General features: G+C 54.5%; 20 protein-coding genes. 16 read left to right on the plus strand and 4 right to left on the minus strand.

All coding sequences use genetic code 11. The features are described 5' to 3' along the window. Nucleotides 1-2: 2 nt before the first annotated feature. The gene (locus AAC086_RS10245) at nucleotides 3-830 is read right to left on the minus strand and encodes an HAD-IIB family hydrolase (protein WP_339778454.1); all 828 of its coding nucleotides are present in this window, start codon (nucleotides 828-830) and stop codon (nucleotides 3-5) included. 147 nt (nucleotides 831-977) lie between these two features. Here AAC086_RS10245 and AAC086_RS10250 point away from each other — a divergent pair, with 147 nt between their 5' ends. The 5 genes from AAC086_RS10250 (at nucleotide 978) to AAC086_RS10270 (ending at nucleotide 5,157) form a co-directional block, all read left to right on the plus strand. After that, on the plus strand, nucleotides 978-1,184 hold the full coding sequence (locus AAC086_RS10250; protein WP_339778456.1) for a hypothetical protein: 207 nt from the start codon (nucleotides 978-980) through the stop codon (nucleotides 1,182-1,184). After that, a complete protein-coding gene (locus AAC086_RS10255) occupies nucleotides 1,165-2,799 on the plus strand; it encodes a glucan biosynthesis protein (RefSeq protein ID WP_339778458.1) in 1,635 nt (544 codons plus the stop codon). The genes AAC086_RS10250 and AAC086_RS10255 overlap by 20 nt, the downstream gene beginning before the upstream one ends. A gap of 189 nt (nucleotides 2,800-2,988) precedes the next feature. Continuing rightward, on the plus strand, nucleotides 2,989-4,161 hold the full coding sequence (pobA, locus tag AAC086_RS10260; protein WP_339778459.1) for a 4-hydroxybenzoate 3-monooxygenase: 1,173 nt from the start codon (nucleotides 2,989-2,991) through the stop codon (nucleotides 4,159-4,161). Nucleotides 4,162-4,288: 127 nt separating this feature from the next. Further along, nucleotides 4,289-4,588, plus strand: coding sequence for a hypothetical protein (locus AAC086_RS10265; protein ID WP_339778461.1), 300 nt, complete (start codon nucleotides 4,289-4,291; stop codon nucleotides 4,586-4,588). Then, nucleotides 4,585-5,157, plus strand: a complete 573-nt coding sequence (locus tag AAC086_RS10270) for a hypothetical protein (protein WP_339778463.1) — start codon at nucleotides 4,585-4,587, stop codon at nucleotides 5,155-5,157. Before AAC086_RS10265 ends, AAC086_RS10270 begins: the two co-directional genes overlap by 4 nt. Before the next feature lie 101 nt (nucleotides 5,158-5,258). On the opposite strand, the gene hpt is transcribed toward AAC086_RS10270, so the two are convergent. Together hpt and AAC086_RS10280 are read right to left on the minus strand one after the other, a co-directional pair. Next, entirely contained in the window at nucleotides 5,259-5,795 is a 537-nt protein-coding gene (gene hpt, locus AAC086_RS10275; RefSeq protein WP_339778465.1) for a hypoxanthine phosphoribosyltransferase, read from the minus strand. 63 nt (nucleotides 5,796-5,858) lie between these two features. Then, nucleotides 5,859-6,605 carry a glutathione S-transferase gene (locus AAC086_RS10280; RefSeq protein ID WP_339778467.1) on the minus strand — a complete coding sequence of 249 codons (747 nt, stop codon included), beginning with the start codon at nucleotides 6,603-6,605 and terminating at the stop codon, nucleotides 5,859-5,861. A 310-nt stretch (nucleotides 6,606-6,915) separates the two neighbouring features. On the opposite strand from AAC086_RS10280, the gene AAC086_RS10285 reads away from it, so the two are divergent. From AAC086_RS10285 to AAC086_RS10295, 3 genes are all read left to right on the plus strand, one after another. Beyond that, entirely contained in the window at nucleotides 6,916-7,134 is a 219-nt protein-coding gene (locus tag AAC086_RS10285) for a DUF3126 family protein (protein WP_085589144.1), read from the plus strand. A 267-nt stretch (nucleotides 7,135-7,401) separates the two neighbouring features. Next, the gene (locus tag AAC086_RS10290; protein WP_339778470.1) at nucleotides 7,402-7,878 is read left to right on the plus strand and encodes an Rrf2 family transcriptional regulator; all 477 of its coding nucleotides are present in this window, start codon (nucleotides 7,402-7,404) and stop codon (nucleotides 7,876-7,878) included. Between the two features lie 152 nt (nucleotides 7,879-8,030). Next, complete coding sequence (locus AAC086_RS10295) at nucleotides 8,031-9,086, plus strand: methyl-accepting chemotaxis protein (RefSeq protein ID WP_339778471.1); 1,056 nt, start codon at nucleotides 8,031-8,033, stop codon at nucleotides 9,084-9,086. Between the two features lie 151 nt (nucleotides 9,087-9,237). On the opposite strand, the gene AAC086_RS10300 is transcribed toward AAC086_RS10295, so the two are convergent. Continuing rightward, nucleotides 9,238-10,578, minus strand: a complete 1,341-nt coding sequence (locus tag AAC086_RS10300) for an MFS transporter (RefSeq protein ID WP_339778473.1) — start codon at nucleotides 10,576-10,578, stop codon at nucleotides 9,238-9,240. A 393-nt stretch (nucleotides 10,579-10,971) separates the two neighbouring features. On the opposite strand from AAC086_RS10300, the gene cyoA reads away from it, so the two are divergent. The 8 genes from cyoA to AAC086_RS10340 all read left to right on the plus strand — a co-directional run bounded on the left by cyoA (nucleotide 10,972) and on the right by AAC086_RS10340 (nucleotide 18,914). Next, entirely contained in the window at nucleotides 10,972-12,072 is a 1,101-nt protein-coding gene (gene cyoA, locus AAC086_RS10305) for a ubiquinol oxidase subunit II (protein ID WP_339778475.1), read from the plus strand. 75 nt (nucleotides 12,073-12,147) lie between these two features. Beyond that, a complete protein-coding gene (cyoB, locus tag AAC086_RS10310; protein WP_339778476.1) occupies nucleotides 12,148-14,151 on the plus strand; it encodes a cytochrome o ubiquinol oxidase subunit I in 2,004 nt (667 codons plus the stop codon). 10 nt (nucleotides 14,152-14,161) lie between these two features. Continuing rightward, nucleotides 14,162-14,785: a cytochrome o ubiquinol oxidase subunit III gene (gene cyoC / locus AAC086_RS10315; RefSeq protein WP_339778478.1), complete on the plus strand. Its 624-nt coding sequence runs from the start codon at nucleotides 14,162-14,164 to the stop codon at nucleotides 14,783-14,785. After that, the gene (gene cyoD / locus AAC086_RS10320) at nucleotides 14,782-15,165 is read left to right on the plus strand and encodes a cytochrome o ubiquinol oxidase subunit IV (protein ID WP_339778479.1); all 384 of its coding nucleotides are present in this window, start codon (nucleotides 14,782-14,784) and stop codon (nucleotides 15,163-15,165) included. Before cyoC ends, cyoD begins: the two co-directional genes overlap by 4 nt. A 92-nt stretch (nucleotides 15,166-15,257) precedes the next feature. Next, the gene (locus AAC086_RS10325) at nucleotides 15,258-16,025 is read left to right on the plus strand and encodes an SURF1 family protein (RefSeq protein ID WP_339778481.1); all 768 of its coding nucleotides are present in this window, start codon (nucleotides 15,258-15,260) and stop codon (nucleotides 16,023-16,025) included. Nucleotides 16,026-16,185: 160 nt separating this feature from the next. Next, complete coding sequence (locus tag AAC086_RS10330; protein WP_339778482.1) at nucleotides 16,186-16,650, plus strand: MaoC family dehydratase; 465 nt, start codon at nucleotides 16,186-16,188, stop codon at nucleotides 16,648-16,650. A gap of 213 nt (nucleotides 16,651-16,863) precedes the next feature. Beyond that, nucleotides 16,864-17,856, plus strand: coding sequence for an Ldh family oxidoreductase (locus tag AAC086_RS10335; RefSeq protein ID WP_339778484.1), 993 nt, complete (start codon nucleotides 16,864-16,866; stop codon nucleotides 17,854-17,856). 113 nt (nucleotides 17,857-17,969) lie between these two features. Continuing rightward, nucleotides 17,970-18,914 (plus strand): 2-dehydro-3-deoxygalactonokinase, encoded by a 945-nt coding sequence (locus AAC086_RS10340; protein WP_339778486.1) that lies wholly within the window; start codon nucleotides 17,970-17,972, stop codon nucleotides 18,912-18,914. The last annotated feature ends 25 nt before the right edge of the window (nucleotides 18,915-18,939 follow it).

The raw sequence follows: 18,939 nt of genomic DNA on the forward strand, positions 1-18,939 counted from the left end.
TTTTACCTCGCTTTTGTTTTTGATGGTGTTATTTGCGACAGATCGTTAAGTATCGCATGAATGCTGGTGTTCCAGCCATCAGGCCCCGGTTTTGGCGCAAGGCGGGCCGGATGGCCACCAAGCTCAAGGCTGGGAACAGGGCCGTGTTTAACCGGAATTTGCACGGCAATGTCGGCATGGGTCAGCATGCTGGCATCATTGGGGGAATCGCCGAGCGCAATGGTGGTGATGTCGGCCCGGTTTTGCGGAAGTTTTCCGCCTTCTTGCAACATGGTCAGGGCCATTTGCATGGCCGCCCCCTTGTCTGTTTGGCCGCATAATGTGTAAAAGCGGCCTCCCTTTACCAGTTTTAACCCAAATTGGCGGGCAATGTTCCCGGCAAGGGCAATGTCATTTTCGCTTGGGGACCATATTAGCGGGTCGGAGCAGTTGCGTTGCCCGGCAAGGGCGGCATCGGCCCGTGGCAGGCCGGTGGCACTGGCGATGTCAGCCGCTGTGCTGGTGCGAAACCCCGCCACCGGGACGGATATTGCCTTGGCAATTTCATTTCGCGCCGCATCAATGGTGGCGGTTTGTGGGCCAAGCAGGCGCAAATTACCGTTAATTTCAATCACGCCGCCATTTTCACCAATCAGCCCGGCAAACAGATGGTGCCGGGTGTTGAAAACCTGTAATTCGGCCAGGGTTTTTGAAGAAATTGCCAACAGGGGAATGTCGTTTTCGCGCAACCGGGAGATGGCCGGGCGGGCGGCCTCCCAGGAATAGTCATCGTGATCCAGCAGGGTGCCATCCAGGTCGGTGAAAACGACAAGTCCGGTCAGATGTTGCATCTATCTCGCAAAACGTAGTGAAAACAGTGTGTTGTAGAAGTAACAATTGAAGTCTAGCACAGCGCCCCCGATTGGGCGACAGTGCTGAGATTAAATTTTATGCACATTTTTACATGATTATAAAAGTGTGTGGAAAATCATCACTTAATGTTTGCCGACCGCATTCTAATTTTGGCGTTCTGCGCTGCTGCGGGAACTGACGGGGCCGGTTTTCGTTGGTTGATTGATGGGGGGGCGATTGATGCTGGCCCTGCCAATGCCATTTTTAACCGGCATATCGGTGCCGCTAAAGGCAATAATTTGGTTGCAAGTCTTTGTGATTTAAGAAAAACCAATGCCGAAACAGGATTTTAAAGGTGAAGGTCGTTTGATGGGCGTGAAAATGGGACGTCGGGATTTTATTGGTTTTGTAAGTGCCGCCGCCGCCGCGGGCCTTGTGCCTGGTGTGGTATCACGCGCCTTTGCCGCCGAAGGGGGCCCATTGCCAATGGGGGCGAAAAAACCGTTTTCGTTTGAAGGGGTGCTTGGTTGGGCGCGAGAACAGGCGCAAAAGCCCTATCAGGCCCCTGAAATTTCCGATGCGTTAAAAAACGTCTTATCGCGCATTGATTACGATGCCTATCAGCACATCAAATTTGATACCGAAAAGTCATTGTGGCGGCATACCGATGGCGTGCCGCCGGTTGCCCTGTTTCACCAAAACCGCGTCAGTATGGAAAAGGTCCGCATTTATACCGTCACCGACGGGCAGGCACAGGAAGTGCAATATGACCCGTCGGCGTTTCGCTATAGCGGCGATATCAAAGCCGCCGATATGCCACAGGATGCCGGGTGGGGCGGGTTTCGCCTGCTATATGACAATGATCCATCGCGGGATTGGCTGGCCTTTTTGGGCGCGTCGTATTTTCGCTCTGCCGGGCCGCAAGACCAGTATGGACTGTCGGCGCGCGCGGTGGCGATTAACACGGCATTGCATGACAAAACCGAAGAATTTCCCCGCTTTACCGAGTTCTGGCTGGCGCCCACCCATGATGGTGGTATGCGGATTTACGCGTTGCTAGACAGCCCCAGCCTGACCGGGGCGATGCAGATGACATGCAAGAAGCCCAATGACCATGATATCGTCATGGATGTGACAGTGCGGTTTTTTACCCGCCAGGCGGTGCGCCGCCTTGGTGTGGCACCGTTAACCAGCATGTTCTGGTTTTCGGAAATCAACCGCGACGAAGCGGTCGATTGGCGGCCGGAAATTCATGACAATGACGGGCTGGCCATTTGGACCGGGACCGGCGAGCGCCTGTGGCGACCGCTTGATAACCCAAAGCAAACCCGCACCAGCAGCTTTGTCGATCAATCGCCCAAGGGGTTCGGGCTAATGCAGCGCGACCGCAACTTTGCCAATTACGAAGATGACGGCGTGTTTTACGAACGCCGCCCGTCTTTGTGGATTGAACCCAAGGGCGAGTGGCAAAAAGGCATGGTTCAGTTGCTGGAAATTCCCACTGACGATGAAATCCACGACAATATCGTTGCCTATTGGACAACGGACGAAGAGGTGCCAGCGGGCGAAGAACGCGCCTTTCAATACCGGATGCACTGGATGGTGGATGCCCTGTTTGGCGATGCAAAAGTTGGCCACGTCATCGCAACCCGCACCGGGCGGGCCGGGGTGCCGGGGCAAAAACGCCCGGATAAAGGTTTGAAATACGCCATCGATTTTGCCGGGGGGGATCTGGCCAATTATACTACCGAACAAAAAACCGTGGTCCCCGATGTGACGGCCAGTCACGCCGCCATTCAAAACGCCTATTGTTTGCGCGTGGTCGGGCAGGATTACTGGCGGCTGGTGTTTGATATTTTCCCCGATGGCACCGGGCCGGTTAACTTGCGCGCCGCCCTAAAAGCCAACGGTCGATTATTGACCGAAAGCTGGGTGTTCGAGCATCGCGAACATAATTTTTCGGGGTAAATTATTCCGGCCCGTTTGGCACTTATAAGCATTAAAATGTTTTCAATAGCCATTTGGTTATAGATGTTCGTTTTGTGCTGTTCTTTTCCCGGTTTGTCCATTCAACCCCAACCGACGACGTTTTATCCTGTGATCAATCGGGAGGCGGCCTTTGCGCCGTTTTATAAAAAGATCATAAAGGAAAACGTCATGCATGTTCCTGTTGTTATTATTGGCAGTGGCCCGGCAGGCCTGTTGTTGTCGCATTTACTGCATGTGCGGGGCATCGACTCCGTTATTCTGGAGCGCAAAAGCCGCGACTATGTTGAAAGCCGCATTCGCGCCGGAGTGCTTGAAATGGGAACCGTTGGCTTGATGCGCGACGTGGGTGTGGATGCGCGGATGAATGCCGAGGGCATTTTACATGATGGCATTTACATCAGCGTTGAAGGCAAGCGCCATCATATTGATATGAAAAGCCTGACCGGCGGGCAGACGGTAATGATTTATGGTCAGACCGAACTGACCAAGGACCTGATTGCGGCGCGTTTGGCACATGGCGGCGACATTGTATTTGGCGCTGAAGATGTCAGTCTGCACGATGTTGAAAGTGATCGGCCCGGTGTTCGATATTTTAAAGATGGCACCGAATATCGCATAACCTGCGATTATATCGCCGCGTGCGATGGCTATCACGGGGTCGGCCGCCAGACCATGCCCAAGGAAACATTAAAAACCTTCGAGCGGGTTTATCCGTTTGGCTGGTTAGGGGTGTTGGCAAAGGCCAGGCCTGCGGCCGATGAACTGATCTATGCCAGCCATTCGCGAGGGTTTGCCCTGTGTTCAATGCGATCCCAAACGGTGGTGCGCCATTATGTGCAGGTGCCGATCGATGATAAAATAGAAGACTGGTCCGATGACCGGTTCTGGCATGAATTGCGCCTGCGGCTGGGCGCGGAAGATGCCGATCTGGTTAATGAAGGCGAGGTGTTTGAAAAAAGCATTGCGCCGCTACGCAGCTTTGTGGCCGAACCCATGGCGCACGGGCGGCTGTTTTTGGCAGGCGATGCCGCCCATATTGTGCCGCCAACCGGGGCGAAGGGATTAAACCTGGCGGCAAGCGATGTTCATTATCTCTCTCGTGCTCTGGTTGCCCGATTTAAGGATAATGATGATACGCTTCTGGCGGGGTACGGGGTAACGGCAACCGCACGGGTGTGGAAGGCGGAACGTTTTTCCTGGTGGATGACATCCATGTTGCACCGGTTTGGCGATGAAAACAGTTTTGATGGCCGGGTGCGCCAGGCCGAACTGGATTATGTGCTGTCATCGCAGGCAGGCAAAACGATGCTGGCGGAAAATTATGTCGGCTTGCCTTATTAAAGCATGCTTCCCTTAATATCAGCTGCCTCTAAATCATCACAATTGATTTGGAACCGGCAGGCCTTGTCGTGCGTTAGAGGGGGGTGTTGTGTGAGGCAACGGTTGAAAACAAAACAAGGAGGTCTTAATGGTGACCAAAAGCGAAGCCGATACGAGTGCCGACACCTCAAAACTTCAGGCTGAGGTCGAAACTCTGCGCAAGGATTTGGCAGAGGTGACCAAAACCCTGAAGGCGATTGCTGGCGAAAGTGTAGGAACCCGCGGCGCACAAGCAGCTCAGCGGGTCCGTGAAGTTTCAGGCCAGGCACGCGAACAGTTTGACCACGCCCGTGACGTGGCTGTTGATCAGGTACGTGAACGGCCGCTTCTAACGGTTGCCGCGACCTTTGGCGTCGGCCTGTTAATTGGTCGTCTGCTGCAACGATGATCGATCAGCTCATCGATGCCATCGGTGACATGGCGCAGGCCGCAGCTGCAAGGCTTGCGGCCATCGCCGTGATTGGGCTGGTTATGCTGGTGGGTTCCGGGTTTGTGCTGGCGGGTATTTATATGGCGCTGGCAGCCCAGGTTGGGCCTGTGGTTTCCGCACTGACCATTGGCATTGTGTTGATTGTGCTGGGCCTTGTTGTGGCTGCGATCTGGTTTGGTAAAAGCCCGACATTCTCGCAGGACAAACCCGGGCAGACACCAAAAGCGGGCCGCACCGAGGAAGATGTTATTATAGATTTGTTGATGGATGCCGCCCGTGCCGGTTTTGCGACCGGGCAAGGGGATAAAAAAGCTATGAATCAGGGGTTGGAGCGCGTCTTGCAGGATTTGCACGGCTTGGGCACGTTCGAGCGCCAGCGCGCCGCTGAAGTTGCCGTGGCGCAGGCCGAGGCCGCCCATGCCGCAGCCAGCGAACGTGCGGCCCACGACGCCCGTGATGCAGCTGAGGATTTGGTTGGTCCTGAGACCGAACCGTTCCCGCGTGACCCCGGCATGATGCAAAAATAGCTTTCAGGGTGCGGGCAGCGATGCTGAATAAGAAAAACCGGCGAACGGGAAAGCCCGATCGCCGGTTTTGTATTTTTGCTCGCAGACAAGCGAAGAATGATTTATTCGCCGTGAAAATGCACCGTGCCGATAAAAGGCAGGTTGCGATTGTTCTGGGCGTAATCAATACCATAGCCGACCACAAATTCGTCGGGGATATCAAAGCCGCAATAATCGATGTCGATATTGATGTCGCGCCGGGAGGGTTTGTTCAGCAAGGTGCAAATTTCAAGGCGGTTGGGGTCGCGGGTGTTTAACAGGCGCACCACTTCGGACAGGGTGTAGCCGGTATCAATGATGTCTTCGACCAAAAGCACATCCTTGCCGCGAATTTGCCCGTCAAGATCCTTGATGATGCGCACATTGCGCGAGCTTTCGGTCGAGTCACCATAGCTTGACGCCACCATGAAATCGACTTCGACCGGTACGGTCAGTTTACGGACCAGATCGGCGATAAACACGAACGATCCGCGCAACAAGCCGACCACGATCAGCTTTTGGGTATCTTTGAAATTTTCGTTGATCTGGGTTGCCAGCGTATCGATTTTCGCGGCAATTTCCTCAGCAGTGATCAACGGCTTGACATCATAATCGGCCATCAGTCCGGGTCCCCGAAGGTGGAATGGTTCAATGCAGGCGTTGCTACCACAGGCAATGGGCCTTTACCAGCCTGCTTGCGGTTGAATATTGGATGTTGTTTTGTCGGTCGCCTGTAACAAGACCGGTTTGTCACCTTCGTGCCATTGGGCATATTTGGTCATCGCATTGGTAAAGAACGGGCTTTGCAGCATGTCATGCAACCAGCGTTGCAAATGCGCAAAGGGCAGGGCGTTAAATTTTTCGAGGTCGGTGCGGGCGAACTGGCGAATGAACGGGGCAATGGCAAAATCGGCCAGGGCCGGGCGGCTTCCATACAGGTATTGGCCAACCGCAAGTCGGCCATCAAGCCGGTTCAGGATTTTTTCGGCCTGTTCACGGTGAAAAACCGGGTCCGCCCCCTCATAGCGAGAGGCATATTTATAACGATCAAGATGGTTTTTAAACGGGCCGTCATTTTGCGCGATCAAAACCAGCATATCGTCAAGATTGCCGCTGGCCGGGGTAAGCCATTGTTGCGGATCGGCCTCGGCCAGGGCCCAGACCATAATTTCAAGACTTTCATCAATGACGGTGCCATCGGCCAGCACCAGCACCGGAACAGTGGCCTTGGGGGATGCGGTGATCATGGCGGCTGGTTTGTCGCGCAGGACAACTTCGCGCAGTTCTACATCAATACCCGCGGCCAGCAAGGCCATGCGGGCGCGCATGGCATAGGGGCAGCGGCGAAAGCTGTATAATACCGGGTGATCTGCCTGCCCGGTGGGGGCTGCCGGGGCAGGAGAAAGGGCGTCATTGCTGTGATGGGTCATTCTTTTGGCTTAAACATATGGGGTCCTGTTTGCAACCACCTTTGCGGTGCCCCTTGAACGGGCGCACCCCGATACCAGCATATTTATCATGCGCCAGGGGCTGGATATGACGGGGCAGGATGTGTATTTTATTGGAACGAGGTAAAAAAATGGTCGTTTTACGATTGACGGGCTTGATTTATCGGTCCGGTTTGTGAAAGGAAAAGCACGTAATTTATCGCCTTTCACCGAACCGGGACGCAAACGCGCCAGGTGCCGTTGTTTGGGCACGGCTCATCGTCGACCACAGATGTAAACAAGGAAGCAGAGCATGACACCGACCGAAATCGCACGGGTAACCAAGTATTTGCGTCGCACCTTTGACAATAACCGCATTGCCATTGATCCGCCGCGCGCCAAGGATCATCCGATTGAAATGCGTGTCGGCGAGGAATTTCTAGGTGTTTTGCACCGTGATGAAGACGAAGGCGAAGTTAGTTATTCGCTGCAGATCATGATCCTTGAAGAAGATTTGCCGCCGCTGGATTAAGCGGACATATTTGTCTTGGTGTTTTGCACCCTGAATGAGCAAGCATGAAAAACGCCCCTTCTCGCGGGGGCGTTTTTTTATGGCTGGTGAAAGAAACGGCCTTATCGGGCAGGCCGTGTCTGGAATATAAGATGCATTTAAAATATTGGTTCTGAGGCCTGCTTTGCGGTATATGCGCCAGGTGGCGCCGGGCACCAAAGAGGGCCACAGACCGGAAAATGACGGATCTGTTGGTGTTGTCGGCAATTGTCGTGTCAGGAATTCACAATGCGGTTGACGGTTTTTAGCGATTATACCTTGCGTACCCTGATTTATCTGGGGGTGCACGGCGACGGTTTGGCGACGATTGATGAAATTGCCATTGCCTATGATGTTTCGCGCAATCATTTGACGAAAGTTGTGCATCACCTGGCGCGGCAAAACATCATTACCACTGTGCGCGGCAAGGGCGGCGGCATGATGCTGGCGCGCGACGCGGGCGAGATCAATATTGGTGCGGTGGTGCGCGAAACCGAAAAAGACAGCCATATCGTTGAATGTTTTGACCCGGCACATGCGGGCTGTTGCAAAATAGAAGCGGCCTGCATTTTGCGCGGTGCCCTTTATAAGGCGCGCGAAGCATTTTATGCCGTTCTCGATGGCTATGTGCTGGCCGATCTGATTGCGCCACAAGCAGCCCTTGCCGATATATTGGGGCTGGTGCCTGCTTTAAGCAATCCGCGAATTTTCACCCCGAAAAAATGAAAATGCCGTTTGCAGTGCGGCGCGCCGTCACATCAGCCATGCATTTTGCGGATTAACATGTATTTAATATATATGTTAAGAGAAGATGTTTTGTTGCCCAAACCCGGTGCAGCGAAAGACGGGATGAACAGACGCAAAGTGCGGAGGACAGCATGTACGCATTGCAGGAAAGACCGGATGGTGGGGCAACAGGCGCGAATTCTGCGGCGGTAGCGACGGCGCGCGAAGCCGGGCTTTTGGCGCGCATTCGCGAGCTTGAGCATGAGCGCGATGTTTACAAGGTTGTTTTTCGCAATCTTGACGGGTTTGGCCATTCGCTGGTGTCGGTACGGGAATCATTTGGCGAGCTATCGTCATTGCTGATTGATCATAGCCGCGCGAACCAGGATTCCCGGCGCGAGACCGAGGCCAGCCAGGTCAGCTTGCAGGAAATGGTCGCCGAGATTATTTCAATCAGTGCCAAGGTTGATCAGGCATCGCAGAAAATTTCCGAATTAAACGCCGATGCCAACCGCATCAGCACCATTTTAGCGCTGATTGATAATGTCTCGCGTCAGACCCGCTTGCTGGCCTTTAATGCCAGCATCGAAGCGGCGCGCGCCGGTGACGCCGGGGCCGGGTTTGCTGTGGTTGCAACCGAAGTTCGCACCCTCGCCGGGCAGGCGGCAACGGCGACCGACGATATCGGCGCGCTGGTGCGCGACATTAAAAAGACCGCCAGCACCACCGATGACAATATGCGGGCCAATTCCGACGCTGCCAGCCATTTGAAGGATGAAGCGCGCGATATTCTGACACGCACGGGCCGGATTGTTGAAATTTCCGATCAATCGTCGCACGCGCTGGCAACGGCGGCGATGTTAAGCGAGATCGAGCTGGCCAATCTTGAAGAACTGGAGCTGAAGCTGGAGGTTTATCGGGTGTTTATGGGCCTTTCAACCGCAACCGAGGCCGATTTTCCCCCGGAAACCGATTGTCGGCTGGGCCAATGGTATTATGGCGGGGCGGGGCAGGGACAATTTGCCAACCTGCCGGATTTTGCCGCAATGGAAGAACCGCACCGCCTGGTGCATGAAAAAGCCCGCGTCGCCGTTCGGCAATATCGCGCCGGAAATATTGAACAGGCCCTTATGGCATTAAGTGTGATGGAAGCCAGCAATTACGATGTGATGCAGCGTTTGCGTCGCATGATCCGCACACAGCCGTAATCACAGTGGACTTGTACGTTTGCGTGATGGCGGTGCGGTCTGTTTCCGTCATAGGTGATCGGGTGCAAAAGTGCTTTAAATGGCAACGGGCGACATCGTTCTGATGCCGCCCTTCATGCCAGATCAAGCTGTGCGTGGTGCGCGTTGCGGGTTAGTCTGCCCGGGTTTCGACCATCTGTTTGTTGAAATAAAGTGCGATCAGCGTGCAGATCGCACCGGATAACAGATAGGCGCCAACCATGATCAGACCAAACCGGTCACACAGAAACAGGGCGACCAGCGGGGCAAAACCGGCCCCGATCAGCCACGCCAGATCCGATGTGATGGCCGAGCCGGTATAACGGTATTGCTTGCGGAAATTTGACCCCAGTGCCCCGGCAGCCTGACCAAAGGACAGGCCCAGAATGGCAAAGCCGCCCAGAACAATAATGTCTTCACCAATCGCCCCGGCCTCATAAAGGAAGGGGGCGGCAAAACTGCCCAGACCAATCACAACGGCACAAATGCCCAGTAATTTGCGCCGACCGATGCGATCCGCAATGATGCCCGATGCCGCAATGGTGCCCATGCCGAGGACCGCACCAATCAGCTGAATGATCAGGAACCGGCCCACGGAATGGTCGGTATAAAGATTGACCCAGCTGAGAGGGAAGACAGTGACGAGGTGAAACAGGGCATAACTTGCCAGCGGCAGGAAGGCACCAAGCAAAATGGTGCGGCCATGAACCTTGAAGGTGTCAGCTATCCGCACGGCCTGAAGTTCGTTCTGGTCAAGCAGATGACCAAATTCGGTGGTTGCCACCAGGCGCAAGCGGGCAAACAAAGCGACGACATTGATGGCAAAGGCGACAAAGAAGGCATAACGCCAGCCCCAGTCGATAAAATCGGCATCGCTTAGCGTCATCATGAAGTAAGCAAAGAGAGCGGCGGCAACAATAAAGCCCGCGGGCGCACCCAATTGGGGCATCATCGCGTACCAGCCTTTGCGGTTTTGTGGCGCATTAAGGGCCAGAAGGGATGCCAGCCCGTCCCATGCGCCGCCAAGGGCGAGTCCCTGAGCAAAACGGAAGGTGCACAGCAGGTAAATACCCAGGACACCAGCGCTTTCATAACTGGGGATAAAGGCAATGGCGACGGTGGAGCCACCTAACAGGAACATTGCAACTGTGAGTTTCGCACCCCGGCCATATCGCCGGTCAACCGCCATAAACAAAAGCGACCCTGCCGGACGGGCAATGAACGCGAGTGAAAAAATGGCGAAGGAATACAATGTTCCGGTGACGGGATCGTCAGCCGGGAACAGGAGGCGGGGAAATACAATTACTGCTGCAATGCAATATGTAAAAAAGTCGAAAAACTCGGCTGTGCGACCAATAATGACACCCAAAGCGATCTTGCCGGGGTCTACTTGCGTGCGCGTTGAAAGCTGGCGAACATCACGTTCGAGTTGTGATGAAGATGCTGCTACGTAAGACTGACTGGGATAACTCATTATACCCCTCCCTTGTGTTTCATGACCTTTATGGTTGGGTCAAAGCCAGATTTTGAATTGGTCTTATAACAACTATGACCTTGTAAATCATTGAAGTCAAATCGCCCCTTGATTGGGGATGTGACTTATGACGCACAGGCATGGCAAATGTGGCGGAAAAGCTGGGGTGTCGGGGTTGACAAAATTGGCGGTCGGATGTAGCAATCCGGTCACTGGTTGGAATTTGACCAGCTTAATTTTCGTCAAACATGATGGCTTTTACTGTCATGTTTTTGAAACTGAATCCGGGAACGACAGGCAATTGACGTGATTGGGGCCTTTGGGGCTCAATGCGGATGTTGCTGTTTTGTTTAAAAATGGTCTCGTCCTGAGACTGGTCAAAAGATCAAGCGTATGTCATCAAAACTTTCACGCGGCCTGCTGATAGCCCCTCTTTTGCTTCTGCTAAACGGATGCAATCTGGTTGTGATGCACCCCTCGGGCGACATTGCGGTGCAGCAACGCGACCTGATTATTGTCTCCAGCATTCTCATGCTCATCATCATCATTCCGGTGATGGCATTGACTGTGTTTTTTGCCTGGAAATACCGTCAGTCAAATAAAGACGCGAAATATGAGCCGGACTGGCACCATTCCACCCGTCTTGAAGTGATCATTTGGTCTGCTCCGCTGCTTATTATTATTGCGTTGGGCGCGATCACCTGGGTCAGCACGCATACGCTTGATCCGTATCGTCCGCTCGATCGGCTGGATGCGTCGCGGCCTGTGACCCAGGACATGAAACCGCTGACCGTTGAAGTCGTTTCATTGAACTGGAAGTGGCTGTTTATTTATCCTGAACTGGGTATTGCCACGGTTAATGAAGTTGCCGCCCCGGTTGACGTGCCGATCAATTTCAAGATCACGTCTTCTTCGATCATGAACTCCTTCTACATCCCGGCTTTGGCTGGCCAGATCTATTCGATGGCCGGCATGGAAACCAAACTGCATGCCGTGATCAACAAGGAAGGTGTCTATAAGGGCTTCTCTGCGAACTATAGCGGGGCTGGCTTTTCAGACATGCATTTCAAGTTTCACGGTATGAACCAGGCTGACTTTAACAACTGGGTTGCAAAAGTGAAGTCTGACGGCAAAGGCGAGCTTGGTCGGGCACAATATCTGGACCTGGCAAAGCCGACCACGGCAGAGCCGGTGCACTATTATAGCAGTGTTGACCCGGAATTGTTTGATGCGGTGGTTAACATGTGCGTCGACACATCCAAGATGTGCATGAACGAGATGATGATGATCGATGCCAAAGGCGGTCACATGTCGCAGGGTGAGCATTCAGGCATGGATGCGCCGATGGAAGGTATGTCCCACGATGCGATGCCGCTTGGGGACAATGCGGACCAAAGCGCGCCGATGGCCGGAATGAACCATGATGGTCATGCCGCCGGGGGTGCGCCGATGGCGGACATGCCCGAGCATGGCACTGATGCCGCGAAGCCCTGATCGAACCGCGATCCTAGTTTATCGGACCTTGGCGGCTGTGCCTGGCACCGCCGCATTGAAAAGAAGAGTAAACCGATGCCTTCAAATCCGGATCTGTTAAAGTTGATCTTTGGTCGGCTTTCCCTTGATTCATTTCCCTATCACGAACCGATCCTGGTCGTGACCTTTATTGGTGTGGTGATTGGCGGCCTGGCTGTTCTGGGCGCGGTCACCTATTTCGGTAAATGGACCTATTTGTGGCAGGAATGGATTACCAGCGTTGATCATAAAAAGATCGGCGTGATGTATATCATTCTGGGCCTGATAATGCTGTTGCGCGGTTTTTCCGATGCGCTGATGATGCGTGCGCAGCAGGCAATGGCATTTGGCGACTCGCAAGGGTTTTTGCCGCCGCACCATTATGACCAGGTATTTACCGCCCACGGCGTGATCATGATTTTCTTTGCCGCGATGCCGTTCGTCACCGGTTTGATGAACTTTGTTGTGCCGCTGCAAATTGGTGCTCGCGACGTCTCCTTTCCGTATCTGAACAATTTCAGCTTCTGGATGACGGCGGCGGGCGCGATTATCATCATGATTTCGCTGTTCGTTGGTGAATTTGCAAAAACCGGCTGGCTGGCCTATCCGCCGCTGTCCGATATTTCGCATAGTCCCGGCGTTGGCGTTGATTATTACATCTGGGGCTTGCAAATTGCCGGTCTGGGGACCCTGCTTTCCGGGGTTAACCTGATTGCGACGATTGTCAAAATGCGCGCGCCTGGCATGTCGATGATGAAAATGCCGGTTTTCACCTGGACCGCGCTTTGCACCAACGTGCTGATCGTGGCGGCGTTCCCGGTTTTGACCGCTGTTTTGGCCCTGCTTACCCTTGACCGTTATGTCGGCACCCATTTCTTTACCAATGATATGGGCGGCAACGTGATGATGTATATCAACCTGATCTGGATTTGGGGGCACCCCGAGGTCTATATCCTGATCCTGCCTTGCTTTGGTATATTTTCAGAAGTTGTTGCGACTTTCTCGGGCAAGCGTCTGTTTGGCTATAGCTCGATGGTCTATGCGACCGTTGTGATCACGATCCTGTCCTATCTGGTTTGGCTGCATCACTTCTTCACCATGGGCTCCGGGGCGAGTGTGAACTCGTTCTTTGGTATCACCACCATGATCATTTCGATCCCGACGGGCGCGAAAATGTTCAACTGGCTGTTTACCATGTATAAGGGCCGCATCCGGTTTGAAGTGCCGATGCTGTGGACCATCGGCTTTATGCTGACCTTTGTTATCGGTGGTATGACCGGAGTTCTGCTTGCTGTTCCGCCTGCCGACTTTGTTTTGCATAACAGCCTGTTCCTGATTGCGCATTTCCATAACGTGATCATTGGGGGCGTGGTGTTCGGCGTTTTTGCCGGTATCACCTACTGGTTCCCGAAAGCGTTCGGTTTCAAGCTGGACCCGTTCTGGGGCAAAATGTCGTTCTGGTTCTGGTTCATCGGCTTCTATTTCGCCTTCATGCCGCTTTATGTTCTGGGTCTGATGGGCGTGACCCGCCGTCTGAACCATTTCGATGATCCGTCATTGCAGATATGGTTCATCATTGCGGCCTTTGGCGCGGTTCTGATTGCCGGGGGCATCGCATCCTTCGTGATCCAGATTGTTGTCAGTGTCATGCGCCGCGACAAGCTGCGCGATGAAACCGGCGATCCCTGGCATGGACGCACCCTGGAATGGTCTACCTCTTCGCCGCCGCCTGAATATAATTATGCCTTCACGCCTGTGGTTTATGACCATGATGCGTGGTGGGATATGAAACAGCGTGGCTTTGTCCGTCCGACCGAAGGCTTTAAATCCGTCCACATGCCGAAAGGCACGGGGACGGGGGCCATCATCGCCGCCCTGGCCGTGGCGCTTGGCTTTGGCATGGTCTGGCATATGTGGTGGCTTGCCATCCTGGCATTTGTCGGCATGATCGCTGTCGCCATCGGGCATTCGTTCAATTACGACCGTGACTTCCACATTCCTGCGGAAGAAGTGATCGAGACCGAAGAAGCACGTACCAAGCTTCTGGCAAAACAGGCGTGAGAACTCGATAATGGTTACGCAAACCGCCGCTTATGACGCGCAAACACCGGTCTTTCTTGCCAAGGAAGAACCGCATGCGCCAAGCAGTACGATGCTTGGATTCTGGATCTATCTGATGAGCGATTGCCTCATCTTTGCGGTCCTGTTCGCAACCCACGGGGTGCTTGGCCGCAATTATGCGGCCGGGCCGGGCCCGCAAGACCTGTTCGATCTGCCGCTGGTGGCGGTCAACACGTCGATGCTGCTGTTCTCGTCCATTACCTATGGCTTTGCCATGCTGGCAATGGAAAAGGACAAACAAAAAGCAACGCTGATCTGGCTTGCAATTACCGGGCTGTTCGGGGCGGCTTTCGTTGGGCTGGAACTTTACGAATTCGCCCATCTGATCATGGAAGGGGCCGGTCCGCAGCGCAGCGCGTTCCTGTCATCTTTCTTTACCCTTGTTGGCACCCACGGTGTTCACGTTACCGTCGGTATTATCTGGCTGATTACGCTGATGGTTCAGGTGGGTAAATACGGCCTGGGTGCGGCCAACAAACGCCGCCTGATGTGCCTTAGCCTGTTCTGGCACTTTCTGGATGTGATCTGGATCGGGGTGTTTTCATTCGTCTATCTGATGGGAGTTCTGGGATGACATCGCACGCGACTGAACATTCCCACGGGCATCACGGCGAAACCGAAGGACATGGTTCGTTCAAGGGCTATCTGACCGGGTTTATCCTGTCGGTAATCCTGACCGCGATCCCGTTCTGGCTGGTGATGGCTGATGTGTTGTCCAGCTCAACGGCGACGGCAGTTGCCGTGATGTTGCTGGCGGTGGTGCAGATTGTGGTTCACATGATCTACTTCCTGCATATGAACAGCAAAGCCGAAGGCGGCTGGTCGATGCTGGCGCTGATTTTCACGATTGTGATCGTGGCGATTACGATTAGTGGTTCCTTGTGGGTGATGTATCATTTGAACACCAACATGATGCCCGCCATGACCGAAGGCATGATGAAAACCATGCCTTAACCGGCACGGGTTTGAATTCAAGGCGCGGCGGGGGAACCTGTCGCGCCTTTTTTATTCCGGCTTTTCCGGTTGCCAATCGAAAGTGTTGTTCCATGGTAGATACGCCGTCTTCTTCGCCCGCCAGCTCATCTTCGTCGCGTTCGCTTGCGGCCCGAATTATCATTGGCGTGATTGCGTTGATCCTGTTTTGCGGGTTCATTGCCCTTGCCGTCTGGCAGGTGGAAAGACGGGCGTGGAAGCTGGCCCTGATTGACCGGGTGACAACACGGGTTGCCGCCCCGGCAATATCGGCACCGCCCCGCGCGGACTGGGCGGGCGTTACAGCGCAAAATGACGAATACCGCCATGTTCGTGTTACCGGGCATTTCCTGAACGATCAGGAGACGGTTGTTTATGCTGCCACCGATTATGGTGCCGGGTTTTGGGTGATGACGCCGCTGGTTCGCGATGATAGCGGCACGATTGTCATGGTGAATCGCGGGTTTGTTCCAACCGACCACAAAGACCCCGCAACGCGCAAACAGGGCCAGGCCGATGGCACCGTTACGGTCACCGGCCTTTTGCGCATGGATGAACCGGGCGGCACCGCCCTTCGCGATAATGTGCCGCAAGATAACCGTTGGTATTCGCGCGATGTGAAAGCCATGGCACAGTTTCATGGCCTCGTCCCGGCCAATGTTGCGCCCTATTTCATTGATGCCGATAACAGTAAAAATCCCGGTGGTTTGCCTTTGGGCGGTTTAACGCAAATCACTTTTCACAACAGCCATCTGATTTATGCCCTGACATGGTCGGCATTGGCCCTGATGGTTGCGGCAGGGGCCATTTTTGCCCTGCGCGGAGGGCAAAAACGGGGCTGAGTTCCCCCGGTTTGGCGGCTAGCTTTGTTCGGAACGGTGATTGGGCGGCAGGCTTGTGACGCTGTGCCTGAATTTTCCATATACGCGTGCGCGGTGCTGTCACATGATGGGTGTTTGAAAGACGCCCGGCGTGTCGTGTCTGTAGGAAAAGGATAAGGTTTTGCACGAAAATGATCAAAATACGTCGCCCCTTTATCTGGATGATTTAAGGGTCGGGCAACGGTTTGAAAGCGCAACCCATGCGATGGATGCCGATCAGATCATTGCCTTTGCCCGCCAGTTTGACCCACAGCCTTTTCATCTTGATGCCGATGCTGCCAGAAGCTCGCTTTTTGGCGGGCTGGCCGCCAGTGGCTGGCACACAGCCGCCGTAACCATGAAGCTGATTGTGCAATCGACCCCGTTTTCCAGCGGCGTGATTGGCAGCAATGTCGTGGTTAAATGGCCACGTCCGACCCGACCGGACGACATTTTGCGTGTAAAAAGCGAAATTATGTCGATTACGCCGTCACAAAGCCGGGCTGACCGCGGGCGGGTAGTGATGAAAAGCCTGACCCTGAATACCACGGGCGATGTGGTGCAAGAGCTGGAGGCCACGATTGTTGTGCCACGCAAAGCGGGTTGAAGGGGATTAGATATCTGCCTGGTGGAATGCCATAGCCCCGATTTTTGGATGGTCTGTTTTGCGCGCAACCCGATATGCTTTAGCCGTTGAAATTGTTGTCAAACAGACTGGTCGCCGTCCTGCGGAAGGATTAGTGTGAACCACCCTGTCTGGTATGCAGTTTTTCGTTGCGAAGGCTGTGCATATCGTTCCCTCATTCCAAGGTTTGCCCATATGCTTTTATCCCTTTCCGAAGCCTGCCACCTGGTGATTGACGCCCTTGTTCGCAATAATGTTTCCGCGCTAAATGCGGCCTCTGTCGCAGCGGCACTGGTGTCCGCCGAGGCCGCAGGGCAGGGCGGGCATGGCTTGCGCCGGGTTGAGGCCTATAGCAAGCAGGCCTGGGCCGGTAAAACCGACGGGCAGGTAAGCCCGACTTTCTCTCGTCCCGCACCAGGTGTTTTGGCAATAGATGCCGCGTTTGGCTTTGCTTTTCCTGCGTTGGATCTTGCCGTGGCTGAATTGCCCAAAATAGCCCGTTCGCAGGGCATTGCCCTGGCATCCATTCGCCGGTCGCATCATGCCGGGGTGATGGGGTTAACCGTTGAACGGTTTGCCGAACAGGGGCTGGTGGCGATTATGGTGGCCAATGCCCCGGCAGCAATGGCCCCTTGGGGCGGGTTGCGGCCCATGTATGGCACCAATCCGCTGGCTTTTGCCACACCGGTGCCTGGCAGTGATCCGATCGTGGTTGATCTGGCCTTGTCCAAGGTGGCGCGCGGTAAAATTATGGCGGCCAAACAAAAGGGCACCGATATTCCGGAAGGATGGGCGCTGGACCGCGACGGTAACCCCACCACCGACGCCAATGATGCCCTTGCCGGGACCATGGTGCCCGCCGGGGATGCCAAAGGCGCCGCCCTGGCATTGATGGTTGAAATATTGTCCGCCGGCTTGACCGGGGCGCATTTTTCCCACGAGGCAACGTCGCTGTTTGATGACAAGGGCGCACCGCCTGCCTTGGGCCATATGATTATTGCGATTGACCCCAAGGCGACGGCACCGGGATTTAACCCGCTGGAACGCATTGCGTATCTTGCCGGTGAAATTGCCAGCGACCCTGCCGTTCGCCTGCCAGGTCGCCGGGGGCAAACGGCGCGCGCCATGGCCGCACAAAACGGCATCGAGATTGAGGATGATGTGATCGCCCTGATCAATACTTTGTAACGGGAGCCATATCTGCATGGACAGTTTTTATCTGCGGTATGTACATCGGCCTGATTCGGGTTTAATTGTGTGAGGAAACAAAGACATCCGTCAAAAACAGGGGGCAGGCAAACGTGGCAGACTCGCACAGCAAAATATCCGACCAGCTTGAATGGATCGCCGCAGACTGGGGGACATCGAATTTGCGCCTGTGGGCAATGGATGGGGCCGGGCAGGTTTTGGCGCGATGCGAGTCTGATTTGGGTTTGAACAAAATTACCGATGGTGGTTTTGAAACGGTGCTGCGCGATCTGGTGGCAGGCTGGTTGCCCGATCATCCCGGTGCGGATGGTGCCGCTATTGCGGTGATTGTCTGTGGGATGGCGGGTGCCAAACAGGGCTGGCGCGAAGCGCCTTATGCCAGCCTGCCCGCACAGCCTGCCACACTGGCCGCCGGGGCGGTGCAGCCTGATTTAAATGCATCCGGGTTGATTGTTTATATTTTGCCGGGATTAAAACAGGTTGATGACCCCGATGTGATGCGGGGCGAGGAAACCCAACTGGTGGGTTTTATGGCCGAAAACCCCGATTTTGCGGGCTGGGTCTGTTTGCCTGGCACGCATAGCAAATGGGCGCAAATTGCCAATGGCACCATTGCCGGTTTTCGCACCTATATGAGCGGCGAAGTTTTTGCCCTGTTGTCGCAACAATCGATTTTGCGCCATTCCATGCAAGGGGCCGAGGACGCGCAGGCCTTTGAACAGGCTGTAAAAGATGTGGCGCTGCCGTCGGGGGATTTGTTGCACCGGCTGTTTACCATTCGTGCCGGTGGGCTGGTTGGGGCAACAAACGGGCAAACGGGTGCTGCGCAATTGTCCGGATACGTTATTGGCAGTGAAATTGCTGATATTGTTGCAAGACTTGGCAAAGGGGATACCATTGCCCTGATCGGCGACGGCAAGCTGGCGGCACGCTATCGCCAGGCGTTGCGTGTGCATGGCTTTGACAGCGCGATTGCCGATGTTGAAGGTGTGACCTTGGGCGGGTTGCGCCGGGCCTATCATGGACTTGTAAAATAAAAATCGGCCCCCTTGGGAAAACGTT

The sequence above is a fragment of the uncultured Thalassospira sp. genome, assembly GCF_963976115.1.
GTDB lineage: Bacteria > Pseudomonadota > Alphaproteobacteria > Rhodospirillales > Thalassospiraceae > Thalassospira.

Coding starts and splice junctions, on each gene's coding strand:
- pobA (WP_339778459.1), top strand. CDS start 2,989: ATGCATGTTCCTGTTGTTATTATTGGCAGTGGCCCGGCAGGCCTGTTG.
- AAC086_RS10245 (WP_339778454.1), bottom strand. CDS start 830: ATGCAACATCTGACCGGACTTGTCGTTTTCACCGACCTGGATGGCACC.
- AAC086_RS10265 (WP_339778461.1), top strand. CDS start 4,289: ATGGTGACCAAAAGCGAAGCCGATACGAGTGCCGACACCTCAAAACTT.
- AAC086_RS10290 (WP_339778470.1), top strand. CDS start 7,402: ATGCGGTTGACGGTTTTTAGCGATTATACCTTGCGTACCCTGATTTAT.
- AAC086_RS10255 (WP_339778458.1), top strand. CDS start 1,165: ATGCCGAAACAGGATTTTAAAGGTGAAGGTCGTTTGATGGGCGTGAAA.
- AAC086_RS10300 (WP_339778473.1), bottom strand. CDS start 10,578: ATGAGTTATCCCAGTCAGTCTTACGTAGCAGCATCTTCATCACAACTC.
- cyoB (WP_339778476.1), top strand. CDS start 12,148: ATGCCTTCAAATCCGGATCTGTTAAAGTTGATCTTTGGTCGGCTTTCC.
- AAC086_RS10270 (WP_339778463.1), top strand. CDS start 4,585: ATGATCGATCAGCTCATCGATGCCATCGGTGACATGGCGCAGGCCGCA.
- cyoA (WP_339778475.1), top strand. CDS start 10,972: ATGTCATCAAAACTTTCACGCGGCCTGCTGATAGCCCCTCTTTTGCTT.
- AAC086_RS10335 (WP_339778484.1), top strand. CDS start 16,864: ATGCTTTTATCCCTTTCCGAAGCCTGCCACCTGGTGATTGACGCCCTT.
- AAC086_RS10250 (WP_339778456.1), top strand. CDS start 978: ATGTTTGCCGACCGCATTCTAATTTTGGCGTTCTGCGCTGCTGCGGGA.
- AAC086_RS10280 (WP_339778467.1), bottom strand. CDS start 6,605: ATGACCCATCACAGCAATGACGCCCTTTCTCCTGCCCCGGCAGCCCCC.
- hpt (WP_339778465.1), bottom strand. CDS start 5,795: ATGGCCGATTATGATGTCAAGCCGTTGATCACTGCTGAGGAAATTGCC.
- AAC086_RS10285 (WP_085589144.1), top strand. CDS start 6,916: ATGACACCGACCGAAATCGCACGGGTAACCAAGTATTTGCGTCGCACC.
- cyoD (WP_339778479.1), top strand. CDS start 14,782: ATGACATCGCACGCGACTGAACATTCCCACGGGCATCACGGCGAAACC.
- AAC086_RS10295 (WP_339778471.1), top strand. CDS start 8,031: ATGTACGCATTGCAGGAAAGACCGGATGGTGGGGCAACAGGCGCGAAT.
- cyoC (WP_339778478.1), top strand. CDS start 14,162: ATGGTTACGCAAACCGCCGCTTATGACGCGCAAACACCGGTCTTTCTT.
- AAC086_RS10325 (WP_339778481.1), top strand. CDS start 15,258: ATGGTAGATACGCCGTCTTCTTCGCCCGCCAGCTCATCTTCGTCGCGT.